Source organism: Roseofilum reptotaenium CS-1145 (genome assembly GCF_028330985.1).
In the GTDB taxonomy this organism is placed as follows: domain Bacteria; phylum Cyanobacteriota; class Cyanobacteriia; order Cyanobacteriales; family Desertifilaceae; genus Roseofilum; species Roseofilum reptotaenium.
In genome coordinates this window covers 35,809-53,547 of record NZ_JAQMUE010000070.1, presented here as the reverse complement: position 1 = coordinate 53,547, position 17,739 = coordinate 35,809, and the positions used below count along the sequence as shown (strand labels likewise).

Sequence of the window (17,739 nt, the reverse complement as noted above, 5' to 3'; positions counted from 1 at the left end):
GGGAGTGTTTTTTTAGGGAATAGGGAGTTTTATTTAGTTGTTCTTAACTGCTAAGGCGATCGCCTCAACAACTCGCTCGATTTGCTCTAAAGTAATCCCTGGAAACATGGGTAGGGAGAGGATCGACTCACACAGTTGTTCTGCTTCAGGAAAGTCTTCCGCATGATAACCTAGATGGGCATAAGCTGGCTGTAGATGGCAGGGAACCGGATAGTGGATACCCGTTTGAATGTTAGCAAGTTTGAGTTTTTCTTGTAGCGTATCTCGGCTTAGGGGACAGCTTTCTAAGAGGCGAATCACATAGAGGTGATAAACATGGCCGGTACCACTGAAGTTGGAGATCGGGACAATACCGGATGCAGCCAAGGGAGCGAAGAGGCGATCGTATTCTTGTGCGGCTTGGTTGCGCTGTTGGTTCCAGGTGAGCAAGTGAGGTAACTTCACGTTCAGAATAGCGGCCTGGAGGGTATCTAAACGGCTATTAGTTCCCAGTTCGGTGTGGTAATATTTGCGCGGCGCGCCGTAATTTCTTAGCGTTTTCATGTTGCTGTCCACCTCTGGATCGTTGGTTAAGACCATGCCTCCATCTCCAAATGCGCCAAGATTTTTACTTGGATAAAAGCTATAGGCAGCCGCTTTGCCGACAGAACCTGCTGTATACCCTTCTCGATGGGCCAAATGTGCTTGGGCAGCATCTTCAAAGATAAACAAATTATGGTTTTGGGCAAAGTCTAGGATGGCTCTGGGTGAGACCATTTGACCATAGAGATGAACGGGAAGAATGGCTTTGGTTTTGGGAGTAACTAGCTTTTCGGCTGCTTGTAGATCGATTAGGGCACTGTTTGGATCGCAGTTGGCTAAAATGGGGGTTGCTCCTGAGTGTAGAACACCGATGAGGGTGGCGATGAAGGTGTTGGCTGGTAAGATGATTTCGTCTCCAGGTTGAATGCCACAGGCTTTTAAGCCAAGGGCGATCGCATCGGTTCCACAAGCGACTCCAATACCATACTGAACTCCCGATTTTTGAGCAAATGCGACTTCAAAGTCTTTGACAGCTTGACCCAAGATAAAGTCGCCTTGCCGCAGAACAGCTAACATGGCTTCATCAAACTGGGTTTTCAGAGGTTGGTGTTGGATCGAGAGATCCACAAAGGGAATGGTTGCAGACGATGGGTTCATTCGCTAATGACAATCACAGGTTTAATCTTTTCCGAGTTTGGCATTAAGGGATAGAAAGTGGCAAATTACTGGAATTTGTAATGCGCTGATATCAAAATTTATCGTTTTTGGGAGAGTATTAGATGGACTATAAGACAGCTTGTGAGTTTGCGATCGCCCAAGGGTTACCCACTGGCGAAAATCCTGATGCATTTTTGCTACGCCTGCAAGCGGGAGAGCCACCCGTTCCGGGGCAAGTTACGTCTTTACTATTAGCACTCAGTATTATTGCGGAACAATCCCAGGAGCAGCAGTTATTAGAGCGGCACTTGGTATGCGCCCTGCATCGGTTAGCGATGGAAAGTCGCCAGGCTTTTGTGCAACATAAACAGTCCGGTCTCATTTGGCCGCCCTTGTTAGACCAGGATCTGACCCGGATCGCGATCGCCGTGGGGAAAATTTTCGCCCCCCAGCAGGCGATCGCCCTTCGTCCTGGACAATAACAGCTATTCTCAATTGTTCGGATGAAATTGATCCTGAAAAATATTTGCCTTTTGTTAACCTGATTTTGACCAAATCTTAGTAAAAATCATAAGAACCTGTAACCGTCTTTAAGCCTTGAATAGACCCCTAGGATATTCCTTTAATGGCAATCTAGATCGCTGAATTCAAAAAAATACAGTTTTCTTAAACTTCTGCTATAGTTGAAATAGGTGGTCTCTAATAGGTGCTAAGAAGAAAATTGAACTATCCTCCCCTGACTGGATACCCCTGGCAAGGCTTGTGGTATCTGGAAATGAAACTCAAGCGTAGACGTAAGTCTGACCCCACAATCTCCTGGGTGGATGGCTGTGAACCCCCTAGTCCGATCTGACCGGTCTGTAACTGTTAGGTTTGCCCTACCCTCAACTGAAGTTGGCAAACTGGGCCGGTCAATCAGCTAAATGCAGCGTATTCCGCTTTGCGGACATAAATGCCCTAGGCAAAAGCTTGTAGTATTCATGCTTGGAGCCTTTGAAGGTGTACCTCATAGCAGAAGTGCTGTAAGTCCTGAACACGATCCCTTGGAAAGAAAAAACCAAGGTAAATGGACAGTGGTTTAGCTGCTCAGAAATCTAACCCGAATAAGCTTTAACGATCTCTAAAAATCCAGGGATACCAACCCAAAACCAGCTAGAAATGGATTTCTAGGCATGGTTTTTGAGGGTATTTTACCATGATTGCAAAAAACTGGAAGGGATAAAAAAACTCCAGAATTGGGGTCTATTTTTCCTGGAAATTCTCGATGCCTGGCTCAAAGAACGATAGAGAATCGGTATCCCAACCAAGCAGATTAGAAAATAGGAGAATTCATCATGTCTCGCTTACTCAAAAACAAAATTGCACCTGCTCCTTTGCCCACAGAAATTAGCGTAGTCGATCTGATTGATGGCTACTTTACCGCCTACAATTCAGCACGACTGCGGGAAATTTGCCACTTGCTCACCCAGAAAGTCATGCAACCGGGAGTTACCGTCGGTGTAAGTCTCTCGGGAGCCATGACTCCAGCCGGATTTGGGGTGGGCATCTTAGCACCTCTGATGCAACAAGGCTATATTGATTGGATGATTAGCACGGGAGCTAATTTATACCACGATCTGCATTATGGTTTGGGAATGAGTCTGTATGCAGGCAGTCCCTTCTTAGATGATGTGAAATTGCGAGAAGAGGGACATATTCGCATTTATGACATTGTGTTCGACTACGATGTGCTGTTAGAAACCGATGCCTTTATCCGCCAAACCTTGAAAGCGCCAGAATTCCCAAAAAGGATGGGAACGGCTGAATTTCACTATCATTTGGGGCGATATATCTGGGAAATTGAACAGCATTTAGGCATTGAAAATCCTTGCTTACTCTCCACAGCCTATGAATGTGGCGTTCCCATCTATACCTCTTCTCCTGGGGATAGTTCCATTGGTATGAATGTGGCGGCTTTGGTATTAGAGGGATCGGATCTCATGCTTGATCCAGCCATTGATGTTAATGAAACAGCCGCCATTGTCTATGGCGCTCGGAATTCTGATATTCCCGATGTGATGGGGAGAAGTGCCGCTTTGATGATTGGTGGCGGTTCGCCGAAAAACTTCCTGTTGCAAACTCAACCCCAGATTCATGAGGTTTTGGGTTTAGAAGAACGGGGTCATGATTATTTTATCCAGATTACCGATGCTCGTCCCGATACTGGAGGATTATCGGGAGCAACTCCTTCAGAAGCGGTGAGTTGGGGGAAAGTAGACCCGAACGAATTACCCAATAGTATTGTTTGCTATACCGATAGCACGATCGCCCTACCCTTGATTAGCTCTTATGTGAGCAAAAAGTCTACACCCCGTCCCCTGAAACGGCTATACGATCGCCGTCAGGAGTTATTAGACCATTTGAAGGCAGAGTATCAAGCTCAACAAAAGGCTCCTGTAGTGGCTCAACCGAAAGAAATGAGTGCTGCTGCTCCGGTTTCTACTTATCCGTGCGGCACTCCTATCCGTAAATAACGTCACCATTTGAAGAATAACCTTTTCTTCACCTTAATCCTTCTCTATTTTCTGGAGAAGGATTTTTTTAGCTCGATGCCCCGCTTCTGTGACTTTTGCACAGTGCGATCGCTAAAATATTTAAAACTTAGTCTCTATCCTGTTGTCCCAAGTAATGTACCTGTATCACAAACGTAATAAGTCAATATATAGCGCTTCGCGCTAGGGAATAGGGAATAGGGAATAGCTTGTATGGCTTAGGTTCTAAGGTTTCAAGCTGTACCTCATAGAAGAGAGAAACGCTATATTCGTAAAGAAACTCGAAAGCTTGAGAATAAAATACGGTATTTCATCCTAATATTCAACACTTTTGGGAAATAATATTACTATTGGATTGATGGTTTCTATTTTTGAGGATAGCATCCCGTACCCTATCCTCTTTTTTTTGATACTACGCTAACATTCAATACTTCTGGGGAAACGATTTTTCATGATCTCAAGATTAATTCACGAACTCACCATCGCGGAAGCGTCCAGAGGTTCGCTGACCATTAGGAGAAATAAGGACACCTTGACCATGGGGAATACCGCCCCTTAATTCTCCTTCATATCTTGTACCATCGGGAAAGACACATTGCACTCTAGCATCAAGTTCTTGATTAAAAAAACGACCTTGACAACGGGTTCCATCCGGGCGAACCAGAATACCTTGACCTAAAATTTGCCCCTGGAAAAATTCCCCTTGATAACGACTACTATCAGGGAAAATAAAGACTCCTCGACCATTGGGGCGGCTGGTTTGTCGTGTGGGATTTCCAGGGACTGGGAAAAGTTCTAAGCTACCTTGGTAAACTTCACCAGTGGAAAATACAATTGTACCCGGTCGATTAGCAGTACCAGTGAGGGTTCCATTCTCAAAAATCCCTTCAAACCGGGTATCATCTGCTCGAATCAAAACCCCTTGACCATGGGGTTGACCATTGAGAAAATTCCCTTCATAGCGGTTGCCGCCAAAAAAGATATAAACGCCTACACCATGGGGCCTACCGTTGAGAAAGTCACCTTGATAGCGATCGCCATTAGAATAGCTACATTTAACTTTTCCTGTCGCTACATTCGGCACACAATTAGGAACCAGTTCTTCATCCGTTCCTAATTGCCCTCCTCCTCCTGGAGGATTCGGAGGAGGAGCGGGTTGAGATTTAGCAGCATAGGGTTTGCCCCCAAGGGCGATTAAGACTGCTAAGAAAGTTAGACTTAAATAATGTTTGAAACTGAACTTTGGCATAGGTTTTATGTTTTATTCTGCTTCTTCTACTTCTATATCTTGAATTTCTACCCTAATTTGCTCTGGTGGATAGCCACGAGTATTCACAACTCCTCCATCAATAAACCCCTGTTGACCAGGCCTTAAACTTGCACTAGGGCCAGATAGAGATGTTTCAGAGATTAAAGTACCGTCTGTCCCTTCCAGACGTATCCTTATCATTCTTACCAGAACGGGTTTATCTGTTGTATTGATAACTCGTCCGCTAATAGAACTGCCATTCAACATCAACCCACTGATCTTAATCCCCTTAATGATCGTATCGCCAGTGTCACCGCCCGCAGTCGGTGGTTCAGGCATGGCAATTTCGGGTAAAGGAGCAGCCCCAACTGCACGGGTTACTTCTTGCCCATACTCTTCTAAAACGACCACCGGTTCAGCAGGACTATAGACATCAATATTTTTCACATACACCGAGCCGCCACCGATATACTCCCCTACACCTACATAACGGGTTTCTTCGCCAGGGGATTTTACAATGGCCTTCACTACTTGTCCTACTTGTACCACCGCCGACACTTCCACCGCCCTAGCCGTATTCGGAGGCGGAGGCCCCGGATTAAAGGGCACTTGAGGCACTACCGGTTGAAACCTCGGATCTATGCCTAAATTAGGAGGCGGTTCCACTTGCGGCAGCTCTGGTATCGATAGAGGCGCAATTGTAGGAATTGCTGGTGCTACTGCTTCATTATCTGAGCCTCCACCAGCATTATTAGGAGGTGTAGGAGGTGTAGGCGGCGGGGAGGCTTCGACGATAATGGGCGGTATACCCCCTGCTGGACCGCCATTGTCTGCTCCACCATTTTCTGAGCCTCCGGTAATAATAATGCCCGGAGGATTAAAGGGATCTTTTTGCCCTGTTGTATTGCTCACAGACTGTACTCGATCTTCAACATTGGTGGATTGTTCTAGAGTCGATTGGGGGGGAGGTGGGGCGGGCGGTTCTTGCGCTTCCGGTTCCTCTTCTTCTGGAAACACTTCTGCCGGAGCTTCGCCTTCAGTTCCTTCAGTGTCAGTTCCTTCAGGGGGAGTGGTTTGGGGTACAGCCGCTACGGGTTCTGGTGGGGGGGCTTCTGCGGCAGGTTCGTCTCCACCACCTCCAATTAAACCACAACTGGATAAGCCTAGGGTTAAGACACTAAGGAATAGGACTAAGAATGATGGACGCATGGAAACCCCCCACGATTAGCACGATTAGCTGACGATTGAGCAACTGGGTTAATGGTACTGCTATTTTAGGCTGATTTTTGGTTAATGACCAAGATCTAGGGAATTAGGGAATAGGCAAGAAGGAATTTCTCCGCGTCTCCCGATCCCCCTATCTCCCCATCTCCCCATCAAGAGACTGGGCGATCGGGGCAACAGACTCAGATCTCTGTCATCATCACTTTTTTCAACCGCTCTAGACCTTTTTTGACCTGGCGAGAGACAGTAACGGCGCTAATGCCCATGCGTTCAGCCGTTTCTTTTTGGGTGAGGTCGTAGAGAAAGACAAATTCCAAGACTTTGCGGGTACGATCTTCCAAGTTGACTAGGGCTTGTTGGAGACGGATTTGGTCTTCCATGGCTAACTGGAAACTGCGATAGCGATGGTCAGGAACCAGTTCCCCTAAACTGGTGGCTTGTTCGCCTTCATCTGTGACGGGGGCATCTAGACTGAGTAGTGAGCGATTTTTAGAGGCGAGTTTCACGTCGTGCCATTCTGCTACCGATAAGCCCATAGCTTCAGCGATTTCTAGATCTTTGGGATAGCGGTTGAGTTTAATTTGTAAATCCCGAATCGTACTTTCAGCTTGGCGCTGTATCGTTAACCAGCGCCGAGGAATACGGACAGTATTGCTGCGATCGCGCAAATAATGTTGGATTTCACCCCGAATGTAAGGAATTGCGAAAGAACTAAAAGCATGGCCTTTGCCCAGTTCAAATCGTTCTATAGCTCGAATGAGACCAATACACCCAACTTGAAGTAAATCATCGTATCCTTCACTGCATTGGTGCATCCAGTGATGGGCTTCTTTCCTAACTAAACCAATATTCGATTTGACAATTTTATTCCGCAATTCTAGCGAAGGATTTTGTTGATAAGCTGAGAGGGCATCAATATTCTCATATTTTATATCTTGGGAAGCTGGAGTTGCCATAATCTGAGTTGGGTTTTGGTAGATGGTTGAAAGTTAGAACATTAATTTACGAGGTCATCCTAAAATACGATTAATATAGCACTCACTGTATATTCTAAAGATTTTTGTTATTTAGGCTATGATTTCACCATAGACCTAACTGTGTTCTTCATCACAATTTTGAGGTTAAGGATTACTCGCGATCATTTGCACCCTGCTTCTGATATGGGAATTGAGGGATAAGAAGCTTAATCTCTGAATTTAACTTTCCCATTCCTAGCCTATCAAGCATCTTCCCTTGGAGGCAAGAAAATTTTTCTGTAGAGCAACATTAAGCAACATATTGTATACTTTCTGAAAGCTCTTACTCCTATACTATGACTATACTATGACGGGTTTTGCGGTCGATCGCCCCCACATTACAGCTATTCTTGCCATGAGTGCCGATGGCAAAATCTCCGACATAGACCGTTCTGCTGCCCGATTTGGTTCTACGGCGGATAAAGCCCATCTCGAACAACAAATTGCCAAAGTGGATGCTGTCTTGTTCGGTGCAGGAACCCTACGTGCCTATGGCACAACTTTAAGTATTTCTGATCCCCAACTTCTACAGCAACGCCAGCAACAGCAAGAGCCGCCCCAACCCGTACAAATTGTAGTGTCTCAAACTGGCAATCTTGATGCTTCCTATCGCTTTTTTCAACAATCCGTTCCCCGATGGCTACTCACCACCCCAGAGGGAGCCATTCCCTGGCAAAATCAACCCGAATTAGCGCCACAATTTGACCGCATTCTCACCGCTCCTACCCATGAAGGGGGCTTTTATTGGAATGGGATTTTTGTCCAGTTCGCCCAATTGCAACTCAAGCGCTTGGCTATCCTCGGAGGAGGAGCGCTAGTAGCAAGTTTACTCGCGGGAGATTGGATTGATGAATTATGGTTAACCGTATGCCCAGTCCTTTTAGGTGGCGCAACCGCCCCTACTCCGGTAGATGGGTTAGGCTTAAGTGTACCCAAATCCCTAACTCTCCTCTCGGCTCACCCTGTAGGACAAGAGGTGTTTTTACACTATCAATTAAATTAGGTAATAGGTAATGGGTAATAGGAGAGGATGGGGCGGATAGTCGATTACCCTAATTGTTTAATTGTTTAACTATTAATGATTAATGATTGAGTTGTCTCATGCGTCAATATTCAATTCGCTGGATTTCACAAATTTCTGAAGTGCCTCAACAGGAATGGGATGTTTTGGCGCAACCGTTGAAAACACCGTTTTTAGAGTGGGAATGGTTGCATAATATGGAAGCGTCGGGGAGTGCTACGGCGCAAGCGGGTTGGCAACCTTGTCATTTAACCGTGTGGCACGATCGCACTCTGGTCGCTGCGGCTCCATTATATGTTAAAGGTCACAGCTATGGTGAGTTCGTCTTCGATCACCAATGGGCAGATCTCGCTTATCGTCTGGGAATTGAATATTATCCGAAGTTGTTGGGGATGAGTCCGTTTACACCCGCATTGGGCTATCGGTTTTTGGTCGATCCTACCGAGGATGAGGAGAGCTTAACGGAGATTATGGTCGCTGCCATTGATCAATTTTGCGATCGCCACGATATTTCCGGCTGTAATTTCCTCTATGTCGATCCTAAGTGGAAACCGATGATTCAAAAATATGGCTTTTCTGGCTGGTTGCACCATAGCAGTATTTGGCATAATCAAGGCTTCCAGACGTTTGATGATTATTTGGGCATGTTTAATGCCAATCAACGGCGCAACATTAAACGCGAGCGTAAAGCCATTCAAAAAGCCCAATTAACCATGAAAGTCCACAATGGAGAAGAGATTACCCATAATCTGCTCTCGGATATGTACCATTTTTATAGCCATCACTGCGATCAATTTGGCTGGTGGGGGAGCAAATATTTAACCAAGACTTTTTTTGAGCGCCTTTACGATCGTTATCGCCATCGCCTGGTATTAAGTGCTGCTTATCGAGAGGGGAACGATCGCAAACCGGTGGGGATGTCTTTTTGTGTCACTAAAGCCGATCAACTTTATGGACGCTATTGGGGCAGTTTTGAAGAATTGGATTGTCTGCACTTTAATGCTTGTTATTATACACCCATTGAATGGGCGATCGCCAACGGCATTCAACGCTTCGATCCCGGTGCTGGAGGACGACACAAGAAGCGGCGCGGCTTCCCCGCAACTCCTCACCATAGCCTGCATCGATTTTACAATCAACGATTAATGCAAATCATGAAAACCCACATCGATCAAATCAATGAAGCCGAGCAATTACAAATTGATGCGATTAATGAAGAGTTACCGTTTAATCAGACTCAAGACTGGGTTCAACATCCGTATTAAGGATAGAATGCAAAGTGCCGTTATGGGTGGATAGGGGGAGTAAACAACAGACTTGATGGAGCTTTTCGCTATTTTAGCGATCGTTAAAAACAGTCATTCATGGATCTCATAGAAGAGAAAAGTGCTGTAATGTCTTGACGGCTATAGAACTTGACCGATCGCCCGAATCCCCTCTTCGATCTGAGTTTCATTAAGCTGAGAGTAACCAAAAATAAACTCTCCTGAGTTAGGAGCAGCTAAATAATAACCTTGGGCGCTGATCAAGCCGATATCGACACTTGCTGCCCGTTGAATGATGCGATCGTCAGGCCAATCGGTTTCTAATTTCGCCATTAAATGAATCCCCGCATTCTCTCCCAAAATCGTTACTCTGCTTCCAAAAGTCTTGTTCAACGCTTGTACCAATACTTGGCGACGCTGATCGTAAAGATGTCGCATTCGTCTGATGTGTCGTTCAAAGTGACCTTCGGTAAAGAAATCGGTGAGGGCATATTGGTCTAGCATCGAACAATGGCGATCGCATAACCATTTCGCCCGACTTACCAGGGGTATCCAAGGGGTTGGCACGACCAGATAACCCAGGCGTAACGAGGGAAAGAGAATTTTGGAAAAAGTCCCCACATACATGACGGTGTTGTGGCAATCGAGTCCTTGTAAGGCAGGGATGGGGCGATCACCATAACGATATTCACCATCATAGTCATCTTCGAGGATGAGGGTTTCGGTTTGTTGCGCCCATTGCAGTAGAGCCAGTCGTCGAGAAAGCGAGAGAGTTGCCCCAGTAGGAAATTGATGGGACGGAGTGACATAGACAAATTTGAACCGATGGCGATCGCCCTTGAGGACATCGACCTGCAACCCTTCAGCATCTACAGGAATCGGTTGCAGGTTCGCCCCTTGTCCTGTAAAGCAATACCGGGCCCCCAAGTAGCCCGGATCTTCCATTGCTACCCAATCTCCTGGATCGAGGGTGAGGCGGGCGATTAAATCGAGGGCTTGTTGAGATCCGTTGACGATCATCACTTGTTCCGGAGTGCATCGAACCGCGCGGGAACGCCCCAGGTAATTGGCGATCGCCCGTCTCAGGGGCATATATCCCGCTGGATCGGAACTGTAATCCATCAGGGTTGAGGAGGTGCGGCAATGGCGGGCTAAGAGTCGCCGCCACAGATCCATGGGAAACAAATCCGCAGCCGGATTGCCATAGCGAAAGCTAATCCGGTATTGAGGATCGGGGCCTTCGAGCGATCGTCCCCCTAGTAGAGTTGTGGCGAATCGAGACAGTCGCGTGAGATCGGATGATTCAGATGCCCCCTGCTCCACAGAGTTGGCGTGTAAATAGGCTTCGGGGAGTTGAGCGCAAACAAATGTGCCCGATCCTCGACGGGTCTCTAAGTATCCCTCGCTGACCAGTTGCTCGTAGCTCTGGGTTACGGTGATTCGCGAGATCTTGAGGGACTGAGCTAATTGTCGAGAGGGAGGTAATTTCTGGTTGGGTTGAAGACGTTGCTGCAAGACGGCACGGCGTAATTCTTCCGCAAGCTGCTGATATAAGGGAATGACAGAGGCGCGATCGAGGGACAGAACTAAATCCATAGTAGATCGATTGAACTCAAAAAATTGGACTGATCTAAAAGCCATAAATTGGCTATTGTTCGAGACCAATTTAGGCTCTATCTTAATCCTCATCAGCATCCAATCAATCTGGAGATCTACCTATGTCCACTACAAAACCGCTGCAAGTGACCGATCGCTCTGCCGTGAAACGTAATCCCAAACGGGGATGCTACGATCGCGCCACAATCGAGCAAATTTTGGATGAAGCACTGGTGATTCACGTTGGTTTTATTGCCCAGGATCAACCCTTTGTCATTCCGATGAGCTATGGACGAGATGGCGATCGCCTCTATATCCATGGAGCTGTAGCCAGTCGAATGCTCAAGAATTTAGAGCAGGGCATTGAGATTTGCGTCAGTGCGACGATATTGGACGGCATTGTGATTGCGCGATCGCTCTTTCACCATTCCATGAATTATCGCTCGGTGGTGTTGTTTGGTCGTGCCACATTGGTTGACGATGAGCAGGAAAAGCTACACGCTCTCAAAGTGTTATCCGAACACATTGTCCCCGGACAATGGGAGCAAGCCCGCCAACCGACACCGGCTGAAATGAAAGCAACAACCGTATTGGCTTTCCCCATTGAAGAAGGCTCTGCCAAAGTCCGCAGTGGCGATCCAAAGGATGATGCTGCCGACTATAAGCTACCGATCTGGGCCGGACAATTACCCCTGAAACTTACGCCCGGTGTTCCCATCCCCGATTCTCAACTGCAATCGGATATTGTCGTCCCTGAGAACCTGTTGAATTATCATCGAGGCGCATAACTTTAGATTTTCCTGTTCTGGTGCGCGATCGCCCTATTTCTTAATCCACAGCAACACTGCAAAAATCCCCAGGAGCAGGGCTTCTGTTCCCAACAGTCCGTCAAGGCTTGGGCATCTTCAGGCTGGAGGATAAACTGCGATCGCCACACTGTATACGGTAAAAATTGTAGTCCGATAATCCCAGCAAACACCAGCCACACTGACCAGCCTAAACCTCGCCAGAGGGCGATCGCTGATTGTGCCTGTGAAAATTCATAATGTCTTAAGGTTTTTTGGGCGTTCCGGTTGCGTAAAATCATCCCATACAGAAGAGATTTAGCATGGCACAATCAAGCAAATTTTGGGACAAAATCGCCCAGGGTTATGCCCAACAACCGATCGCCGATGAAGCATCCTACCAGAAGAAACTGCAAGTCACCCGCGACTATTTTCGGCCCGATATGGAAGTGCTGGAAATTGGCTGTGGTACAGGTTCAACGGCTTTGCTGCATGCGCCCTACGTTAAACATATTCGTGCTATTGACTTTTCAGCTCAGATGATTGCGATCGCCCAAGAAAAAGCTGCCAATCAAAATATTACTAATGTCACGTTTGAGCGATCGAGTATTGATGAATTAAAGATTCCCCCACAAACCCTGGATATGGTGTTGGGTTTAAGTATTTTACACCTCCTCGAAGACAAGGAAGCGACCATTGCTCAGGTGTACGAAAGCCTCAAACCTGGAGGACTGTTTGTTACCAGTACAGCCTGTTTAGGGGATGGGATACCCTGGTTTAAGTTAATTGCTCCCATTGGCAGAAGGTCAGGTTTTTTCCTTTTAGTTAAAGTTTTTACATTTCAAAATTTAATCCAGAGCTTGAGTGATAGCGGATTTACCCTTGATTACCAATGGCAACCAGCCAAAAATAAAGCAATTTTCATGGTCGGCAAAAAACCAGATTAGGAGTGAGCAGAGTTTAATTTCAGAGAAATCCCGTAAAGATGATACATTGTAGCCAACATGCAACTACTTTAAGGAGGATTGACTGAAATTTCTATGCATGATCCATCAAACGGGCGATCTCATCCGTCCAACCCTCACCGAACACCTGGAGATACCAACATTACCCGCTTTCCAGGATTTGACTTTCATCCAGAGGTTTTTATAACTTCCGGGATATTAATCCTACTGTTTGTCCTGTTAACTGTTCTGTTCAGAGAACCGGCTGAAAGTGCATTTGGACAAATTCAAACCTTTATTGCTGAAGGAATGGGCTGGTTTTTGATCTTAGCCGTCAGTATTTATCTGAGTGTGGCTATACTGCTGGCCCTGAGTCGCTTTGGCTCAATCCGCATTGGCGGACAGGATGCTCGCCCTGAGTTTTCCACCTTTGCCTGGCTTGCCATGCTGCTCTCGGCTGGTATGGGAATTGGACTGATGTTTTGGAGTGTAGCTGAACCGATTTACCACTTCCAATCGCCACCAACGATTTTAGGAACGATTGAACCAGGAACCAACGATGCAGCGCAACAAGCCCTAAATATTACCTTTTTCCATTGGGGATTTCATGCTTGGGGTATCTATGCTCTGGTCGGCCTAGCACTGGCCTTTTTTGCCTATAACCGTGGATTACCCCTGACCATCCGCTCTGTATTCTATCCTCTCCTAGGCGATCGCATTTATGGTTGGATGGGCAACGTGGTTGATGTCTTGGCTGTCACGGCAACCCTATTTGGCTTGGCCACCTCCCTGGGGTTTGGGGTACAACAGGTGAATGCTGGGTTCAATTTCTTATTCGATCTTCCCATTAACGCTCCAGTTCAAGTTGTTCTGATTGCTATCATCACTGGATTGGCTACCGCATCAGTCGTGTCAGGTCTCGACGCTGGAGTCCGTCGGTTGAGTGAATTAAACATGGTTTTGGCTGCCATCCTGATGGTCTTTGTGCTCTTAGCTGGGCCAACCATCTTCCTACTGGGTACATTTGTGCAAACCACAGGATTTTATCTGGCATCCTTACCCACCTTGAGCTTTTGGACTGAAACCTTCCAATCTACGAGTTGGCAAAATAGCTGGACTGTTTTCTATTGGGGATGGTGGATTTCTTGGTCTCCATTTGTCGGGATTTTTATTGCCCGTATTTCCAAAGGGCGTACAGTCCGGGAATTTATCTTAGGTGTGTTGCTTTTGCCATCGCTGCTCACCTTCCTCTGGATGTCAGTTTTTGGGGGAACTGCACTAAACCTGGAATTGGGGGATAGTTCTGGCATTATTGCAGATGCTGTGAATGCTGAAGTCGCCACAGCCCTATTTGTGATGCTACAGCAACTGCCCTTAACCGGTATTACCTCTTTTGTCGGCATTATTTTGGTGGTTGTGTTTTTCGTAACTTCCTCTGATTCCGGTTCCCTGGTCGTTGATAACTTAACATCGGGTGGAAAATTAGATTCTCCTGTGCCTCAGCGAGTGTTCTGGGCGGCAATGGAGGGTGTGGTGGCAGCCGTGTTGCTTTTAGGAGGAGGTTTGACTGCCCTACAGACGGCTGCAATTACTACTGGGTTGCCCTTTGCGATTGTCCTGCTGGTGATGTGCTACAGCCTGTATCGAGGACTTGGGGAAGAATACGCTGTGATTAAGTTGAAATCAAGTTCAGCAGCAGCCCCGAAAGGGGAGACTCAGATTGAAACCGTACAGAAACCGATTGAAAAGGGCCCCATTTACTAGCCAGTTCGATTCCTAGTTTCGACTTTGGAACTAGGGATCTCTAATCCATGGAGATCCAATCCAGTTTATGATGGGAAGATGCAACAGCTTACCTTGACTCGACCTGATGATTGGCATCTCCATCTGCGGGATGGTGAGGCGCTAAAAGCCGTTTTGCCCCATACCGTGCGACAGTTTGCCCGCGCGATTATTATGCCTAATTTGAAGCCCCCCGTGCGATCGCTCGCTGATGCTGCTGCCTATCGAGATCGCATCCTTGCGGCAATTCCCCCAGGCAAACAGTTTGAGCCATTGATGACGCTCTATCTCACGGACAATAACAGCCCGGAAGAGATCGTTAAAGCGAAGGACTCCGGGTTTGTGAAAGCGGTGAAATACTACCCCTCTGGGGCAACAACTAATTCAGAATTCGGGGTTACAGATATTCGCAAGTGCGATCGCCTCTTTGAGACCATGCAACAAGTAGACTTGCCCCTCTTGCTCCATGGAGAAGTCACCGATCCAGACGTGGATGTATTCGATCGCGAAAAAGTCTTTATCGAGCGACATTTAATTCCCCTCAAACAGCGATTTCCCCAACTTCGCGTCGTCCTAGAACACATCACCACCTCAGATGCCGTCGAATATGTCCTAGAAGCGGACAATATCGGCGCAACCCTGACTCCCCAACATCTCTTATTTAACCGCAATCGCATCTTCAAAGGTGGTATTAATCCCCACTTTTATTGCCTACCCATCTTGAAACGAGAAATCCATCGCCAAGCTCTTCTAAAAGCCGCTATATCGGGCAATCCCAAGTTTTTTCTCGGTACAGATAGCGCCCCCCATACCCGCACCAGTAAAGAAAGCGCCTGTGGCTGCGCTGGTTGTTTTTCCGCCCTCCACGCCCTCGAATTGTACGCGGAAGCGTTTGAGAGTGTTAATGCCCTCGATAAATTGGAAGCATTTGCCAGTTTCTACGGGCCAGATTTTTATCAACTTCCGCGCAATACCGAACAGATTACCTTAACCAAGACCACCTGGTGCATCCCCGATGAAGTCCCCTTTACCGAATCTGGGCTAGTACCTTTACGTGCAGGACAGGAGATGACCTGGCAAATGGTTTGATGGTGTATATTTTCCCCCCAGAACCTATCCTCCCCGTTTCAGCCATTTTCAACTGTTTTGAAAGTATTTTTCCAAGACAGTGCCGTAGAAAAAAGCGATCGAGAACAACCCGATAGAATTCTAAATTATGATAAGCATGGCAATCTGGTAACGATAGAAATTTTGAATGCTCGAGAGCAAGTAGCGAATCCTGAAATCGTTGAATATTCTGTAATTTCACCCCAGAGTGAAGCGAGAAAAAGTCCAGTTAGAGAAGAGGCAGAACCTCTCTCGTTAAGCGATACTGTAGATCGCGAAAAAATGTTTCTCTCTTGATATCACTCCAGAACGCAGATTGTGCTTTTTATTGTGGTAAAGTAGACATCGTTTAATCCAACCGAGATAAGCTTGCTCGGTGTCGATCGTGAAATTACTTTTTGTTTGCAGTAAAAATCAGCTACGCAGCCCTACAGCCGAAGCAATATTCGCCGAGTACGAAGGATTAGAGGTCGATTCAGCCGGAATAGATCGAGGAGCTGAAATTTCTCTCGGTACTGAAGAGATCGAGTGGGCCGATATGATTTTTGTTATGGAGCAGTCTCATCGCAAAAAACTCTCAAAAAAATTTCAGCCATGGCTCAAGAATAAACGAGTAGTCTGCTTGGATATTGCTGATGACTACGAATATATGGAACCTGCTTTAATAGAATTATTGAAGAGGAAAGTTCTACCTCTGCTGGGAACCTTTTGATCAGGCAGTAGTGCCGTGACACAGCTAAAGTAGGGCAATAGAATTTATAATAAGTATAAATGTTTAGTTAGTCCGTAGTATAAGACTTTTAATTATGAAAATAAGCTATAACCCAGAAGCAGATGTTTTAAAAGTATTTTTCCAAGACAGTGCCGTAGAAAAAAGTGATCGAGAACAACCCGATACAATTCTCAATTATGATAAGCATGGCAATCTGGTAACGATAGAAATTTTGAATGCTCGAGAGCAAGTGGAGAATCCTCAAATCGTTGAATATTCTGTAATTTCACCCCAGAGTGAAGCGAGAAAAAGCCCAGTTAGAGAAGAAGCAGAACCTCTCTCGTTAAGCGATCGCCGTGTTTTTATGCAATTACCCTTAGCAGAACGCCGCCGGATTGTAGCAAAACAAGCTGAGGCAATGGTGGAACATTACGAACAAGAAACAGAATTGCGCGAATTTCAAGGCGGGGACATTATTAACTACTAATTCACTGTAATATTTAGTCCGTTGTGTCATTGGAAGTCTCACGAATACGCTGCTGAAAATGAGCAATAATGTCAGAAGTTAATTCTGCTTCTGGCTCCACCACTTCTCGCCGATCCAAAATGGATTTAGCCTCGGTTAAGGATGCTTGCCCTAAGTTTTTGAGTAAAGCATGAAAATCTTCCTGTTGTTGGTCAACTTCCTCAATAGGTAGCGCTTGAACTGTGTACGCCATAGTCACTTGGCGCGTTAGTGCATAAACTATATATTGATTTAAAGAAACACCTTCATTCTCCGCCAAGTGAGTTAACTGTTGGTGGAGTGTTTCTGGTAATTGTAGTGTTAATTGGCTCATTATTAACTTCCTTCAAGTGCTAATTGGGCAACTAATTGTGCAGGCGTTATAACTTGTAAACCTAAAGACTCTCTTGCATTCCTAAAGTCACGGAGATTGGAGGTTGCAATCATTGCATTTGCATTCATTGCACAATCAATTACAAGATCATCTCCTGCGTCTGGTGAAGTGGGTCGCCACGAATAATAAATTTTCGTGAATTGAGAATAATTCAACAGAGTACCTAAAACAGGTTGTAATTCCTGCCAACGCGCGGCTGAAAGTTTACGCGATAAAACATCTTCATACTCATAAGCAAGTGCATTAGAGACATGAACCTGGATTAAGCCAGCTAACCATGCATCAATGACAAAGCCAGCAGCACTACCCTGTTTGGTTAAGCCCTCAAACACAACATTCGTATCAACGACAACACGAAATAGAGGTACAGTCAACATAAGGTTATTATAGGGCCTTATACAACAGAGGTATTATGAATACCCAATTGAA

19 protein-coding genes are annotated in these 17,739 nt (G+C 46.1%); 11 read left to right on the top strand and 8 right to left on the bottom strand.

The features are described from left to right. Positions 1–33 precede the first annotated feature (33 nt). A complete protein-coding gene (locus PN466_RS11580; RefSeq protein ID WP_271939792.1) occupies positions 34–1,179 on the bottom strand; it encodes a DegT/DnrJ/EryC1/StrS family aminotransferase in 1,146 nt (381 codons plus the stop codon). Positions 1,180–1,301: 122 nt separating this feature from the next. On the opposite strand from PN466_RS11580, the gene PN466_RS11575 reads away from it, so the two are divergent. Both PN466_RS11575 and PN466_RS11570 read left to right on the top strand, forming a co-directional pair. Continuing rightward, on the top strand, positions 1,302–1,661 hold the full coding sequence (locus tag PN466_RS11575; RefSeq protein WP_271939791.1) for a Dethiobiotin synthetase: 360 nt from the start codon (positions 1,302–1,304) through the stop codon (positions 1,659–1,661). A gap of 852 nt (positions 1,662–2,513) precedes the next feature. After that, positions 2,514–3,692, top strand: coding sequence for a homospermidine biosynthesis protein (locus PN466_RS11570; protein ID WP_271939790.1), 1,179 nt, complete (start codon positions 2,514–2,516; stop codon positions 3,690–3,692). Between the two features lie 481 nt (positions 3,693–4,173). On the opposite strand, the gene PN466_RS11565 is transcribed toward PN466_RS11570, so the two are convergent. The 3 genes from PN466_RS11565 to PN466_RS11555 all read right to left on the bottom strand — a co-directional run bounded on the left by PN466_RS11565 (position 4,174) and on the right by PN466_RS11555 (position 7,139). Then, positions 4,174–4,959, bottom strand: coding sequence for an MORN repeat-containing protein (locus PN466_RS11565; RefSeq protein WP_271939789.1), 786 nt, complete (start codon positions 4,957–4,959; stop codon positions 4,174–4,176). Positions 4,960–4,971: 12 nt separating this feature from the next. Then, positions 4,972–6,168, bottom strand: a complete 1,197-nt coding sequence (locus tag PN466_RS11560) for a hypothetical protein (RefSeq protein WP_271939788.1) — start codon at positions 6,166–6,168, stop codon at positions 4,972–4,974. A 197-nt stretch (positions 6,169–6,365) separates the two neighbouring features. Beyond that, entirely contained in the window at positions 6,366–7,139 is a 774-nt protein-coding gene (locus PN466_RS11555) for an RNA polymerase sigma factor SigF (protein ID WP_271939787.1), read from the bottom strand. A 367-nt stretch (positions 7,140–7,506) separates the two neighbouring features. Between PN466_RS11555 and PN466_RS11550 the strand changes: the two genes are divergently transcribed. After that, positions 7,507–8,202 carry a RibD family protein gene (locus PN466_RS11550; RefSeq protein ID WP_271939786.1) on the top strand — a complete coding sequence of 232 codons (696 nt, stop codon included), beginning with the start codon at positions 7,507–7,509 and terminating at the stop codon, positions 8,200–8,202. Positions 8,203–8,300: 98 nt separating this feature from the next. After that, on the top strand, positions 8,301–9,485 hold the full coding sequence (locus PN466_RS11545) for a GNAT family N-acetyltransferase (protein WP_271939785.1): 1,185 nt from the start codon (positions 8,301–8,303) through the stop codon (positions 9,483–9,485). Between the two features lie 141 nt (positions 9,486–9,626). Here the strand turns inward: PN466_RS11545 and pdxR are convergent, their stop codons facing one another. Continuing rightward, positions 9,627–11,081: a MocR-like pyridoxine biosynthesis transcription factor PdxR gene (pdxR, locus tag PN466_RS11540; protein WP_271939784.1), complete on the bottom strand. Its 1,455-nt coding sequence runs from the start codon at positions 11,079–11,081 to the stop codon at positions 9,627–9,629. Between the two features lie 122 nt (positions 11,082–11,203). Here pdxR and PN466_RS11535 point away from each other — a divergent pair, with 122 nt between their 5' ends. Beyond that, on the top strand, positions 11,204–11,869 hold the full coding sequence (locus PN466_RS11535; protein ID WP_271939783.1) for a pyridoxamine 5'-phosphate oxidase family protein: 666 nt from the start codon (positions 11,204–11,206) through the stop codon (positions 11,867–11,869). Between the two features lie 2 nt (positions 11,870–11,871). Here the strand turns inward: PN466_RS11535 and PN466_RS11530 are convergent, their stop codons facing one another. Beyond that, positions 11,872–12,168 carry a hypothetical protein gene (locus tag PN466_RS11530; RefSeq protein ID WP_271939782.1) on the bottom strand — a complete coding sequence of 99 codons (297 nt, stop codon included), beginning with the start codon at positions 12,166–12,168 and terminating at the stop codon, positions 11,872–11,874. Between the two features lie 21 nt (positions 12,169–12,189). Here PN466_RS11530 and PN466_RS11525 point away from each other — a divergent pair, with 21 nt between their 5' ends. From PN466_RS11525 to PN466_RS11500, 6 genes are all read left to right on the top strand, one after another. Beyond that, positions 12,190–12,813 carry a class I SAM-dependent methyltransferase gene (locus PN466_RS11525; protein WP_271939781.1) on the top strand — a complete coding sequence of 208 codons (624 nt, stop codon included), beginning with the start codon at positions 12,190–12,192 and terminating at the stop codon, positions 12,811–12,813. A gap of 93 nt (positions 12,814–12,906) precedes the next feature. Continuing rightward, complete coding sequence (locus PN466_RS11520; protein WP_271939780.1) at positions 12,907–14,574, top strand: BCCT family transporter; 1,668 nt, start codon at positions 12,907–12,909, stop codon at positions 14,572–14,574. Positions 14,575–14,652: 78 nt separating this feature from the next. Then, positions 14,653–15,681, top strand: a complete 1,029-nt coding sequence (pyrC, locus tag PN466_RS11515; RefSeq protein WP_271939779.1) for a dihydroorotase — start codon at positions 14,653–14,655, stop codon at positions 15,679–15,681. Positions 15,682–15,738: 57 nt separating this feature from the next. Beyond that, positions 15,739–15,996 (top strand): DUF2283 domain-containing protein, encoded by a 258-nt coding sequence (locus PN466_RS11510; protein WP_271939778.1) that lies wholly within the window; start codon positions 15,739–15,741, stop codon positions 15,994–15,996. Positions 15,997–16,081: 85 nt separating this feature from the next. Continuing rightward, a complete protein-coding gene (locus tag PN466_RS11505) occupies positions 16,082–16,411 on the top strand; it encodes a low molecular weight protein tyrosine phosphatase family protein (RefSeq protein WP_390889993.1) in 330 nt (109 codons plus the stop codon). A 94-nt stretch (positions 16,412–16,505) separates the two neighbouring features. Further along, positions 16,506–16,898, top strand: a complete 393-nt coding sequence (locus PN466_RS11500; RefSeq protein WP_271939776.1) for a DUF2283 domain-containing protein — start codon at positions 16,506–16,508, stop codon at positions 16,896–16,898. 13 nt (positions 16,899–16,911) lie between these two features. Here the strand turns inward: PN466_RS11500 and PN466_RS11495 are convergent, their stop codons facing one another. Both PN466_RS11495 and PN466_RS11490 read right to left on the bottom strand, forming a co-directional pair. Then, positions 16,912–17,250: a toxin-antitoxin system HicB family antitoxin gene (locus tag PN466_RS11495; protein ID WP_271939775.1), complete on the bottom strand. Its 339-nt coding sequence runs from the start codon at positions 17,248–17,250 to the stop codon at positions 16,912–16,914. A gap of 2 nt (positions 17,251–17,252) precedes the next feature. Continuing rightward, positions 17,253–17,687, bottom strand: coding sequence for a PIN domain-containing protein (locus PN466_RS11490; RefSeq protein WP_271939774.1), 435 nt, complete (start codon positions 17,685–17,687; stop codon positions 17,253–17,255). Positions 17,688–17,739: the final 52 nt, after the last annotated feature.

Bases quoted from the DNA above. Each gene is read 5' to 3' on its own strand.
- PN466_RS11525 (WP_271939781.1), top strand. From the start codon at position 12,190: ATGGCACAATCAAGCAAATTTTGGGACAAAATCGCCCAGGGTTATGCC.
- pdxR (WP_271939784.1), bottom strand. From the start codon at position 11,081: ATGGATTTAGTTCTGTCCCTCGATCGCGCCTCTGTCATTCCCTTATAT.
- PN466_RS11530 (WP_271939782.1), bottom strand. From the start codon at position 12,168: ATGATTTTACGCAACCGGAACGCCCAAAAAACCTTAAGACATTATGAA.
- PN466_RS11560 (WP_271939788.1), bottom strand. From the start codon at position 6,168: ATGCGTCCATCATTCTTAGTCCTATTCCTTAGTGTCTTAACCCTAGGC.
- PN466_RS11490 (WP_271939774.1), bottom strand. From the start codon at position 17,687: ATGTTGACTGTACCTCTATTTCGTGTTGTCGTTGATACGAATGTTGTG.
- PN466_RS11535 (WP_271939783.1), top strand. From the start codon at position 11,204: ATGTCCACTACAAAACCGCTGCAAGTGACCGATCGCTCTGCCGTGAAA.
- PN466_RS11520 (WP_271939780.1), top strand. From the start codon at position 12,907: ATGCATGATCCATCAAACGGGCGATCTCATCCGTCCAACCCTCACCGA.
- PN466_RS11580 (WP_271939792.1), bottom strand. From the start codon at position 1,179: ATGAACCCATCGTCTGCAACCATTCCCTTTGTGGATCTCTCGATCCAA.
- PN466_RS11545 (WP_271939785.1), top strand. From the start codon at position 8,301: ATGCGTCAATATTCAATTCGCTGGATTTCACAAATTTCTGAAGTGCCT.
- PN466_RS11500 (WP_271939776.1), top strand. From the start codon at position 16,506: ATGAAAATAAGCTATAACCCAGAAGCAGATGTTTTAAAAGTATTTTTC.
- PN466_RS11555 (WP_271939787.1), bottom strand. From the start codon at position 7,139: ATGGCAACTCCAGCTTCCCAAGATATAAAATATGAGAATATTGATGCC.
- PN466_RS11565 (WP_271939789.1), bottom strand. From the start codon at position 4,959: ATGCCAAAGTTCAGTTTCAAACATTATTTAAGTCTAACTTTCTTAGCA.
- PN466_RS11570 (WP_271939790.1), top strand. From the start codon at position 2,514: ATGTCTCGCTTACTCAAAAACAAAATTGCACCTGCTCCTTTGCCCACA.
- PN466_RS11575 (WP_271939791.1), top strand. From the start codon at position 1,302: ATGGACTATAAGACAGCTTGTGAGTTTGCGATCGCCCAAGGGTTACCC.
- pyrC (WP_271939779.1), top strand. From the start codon at position 14,653: ATGCAACAGCTTACCTTGACTCGACCTGATGATTGGCATCTCCATCTG.
- PN466_RS11550 (WP_271939786.1), top strand. From the start codon at position 7,507: ATGACGGGTTTTGCGGTCGATCGCCCCCACATTACAGCTATTCTTGCC.
- PN466_RS11495 (WP_271939775.1), bottom strand. From the start codon at position 17,250: ATGAGCCAATTAACACTACAATTACCAGAAACACTCCACCAACAGTTA.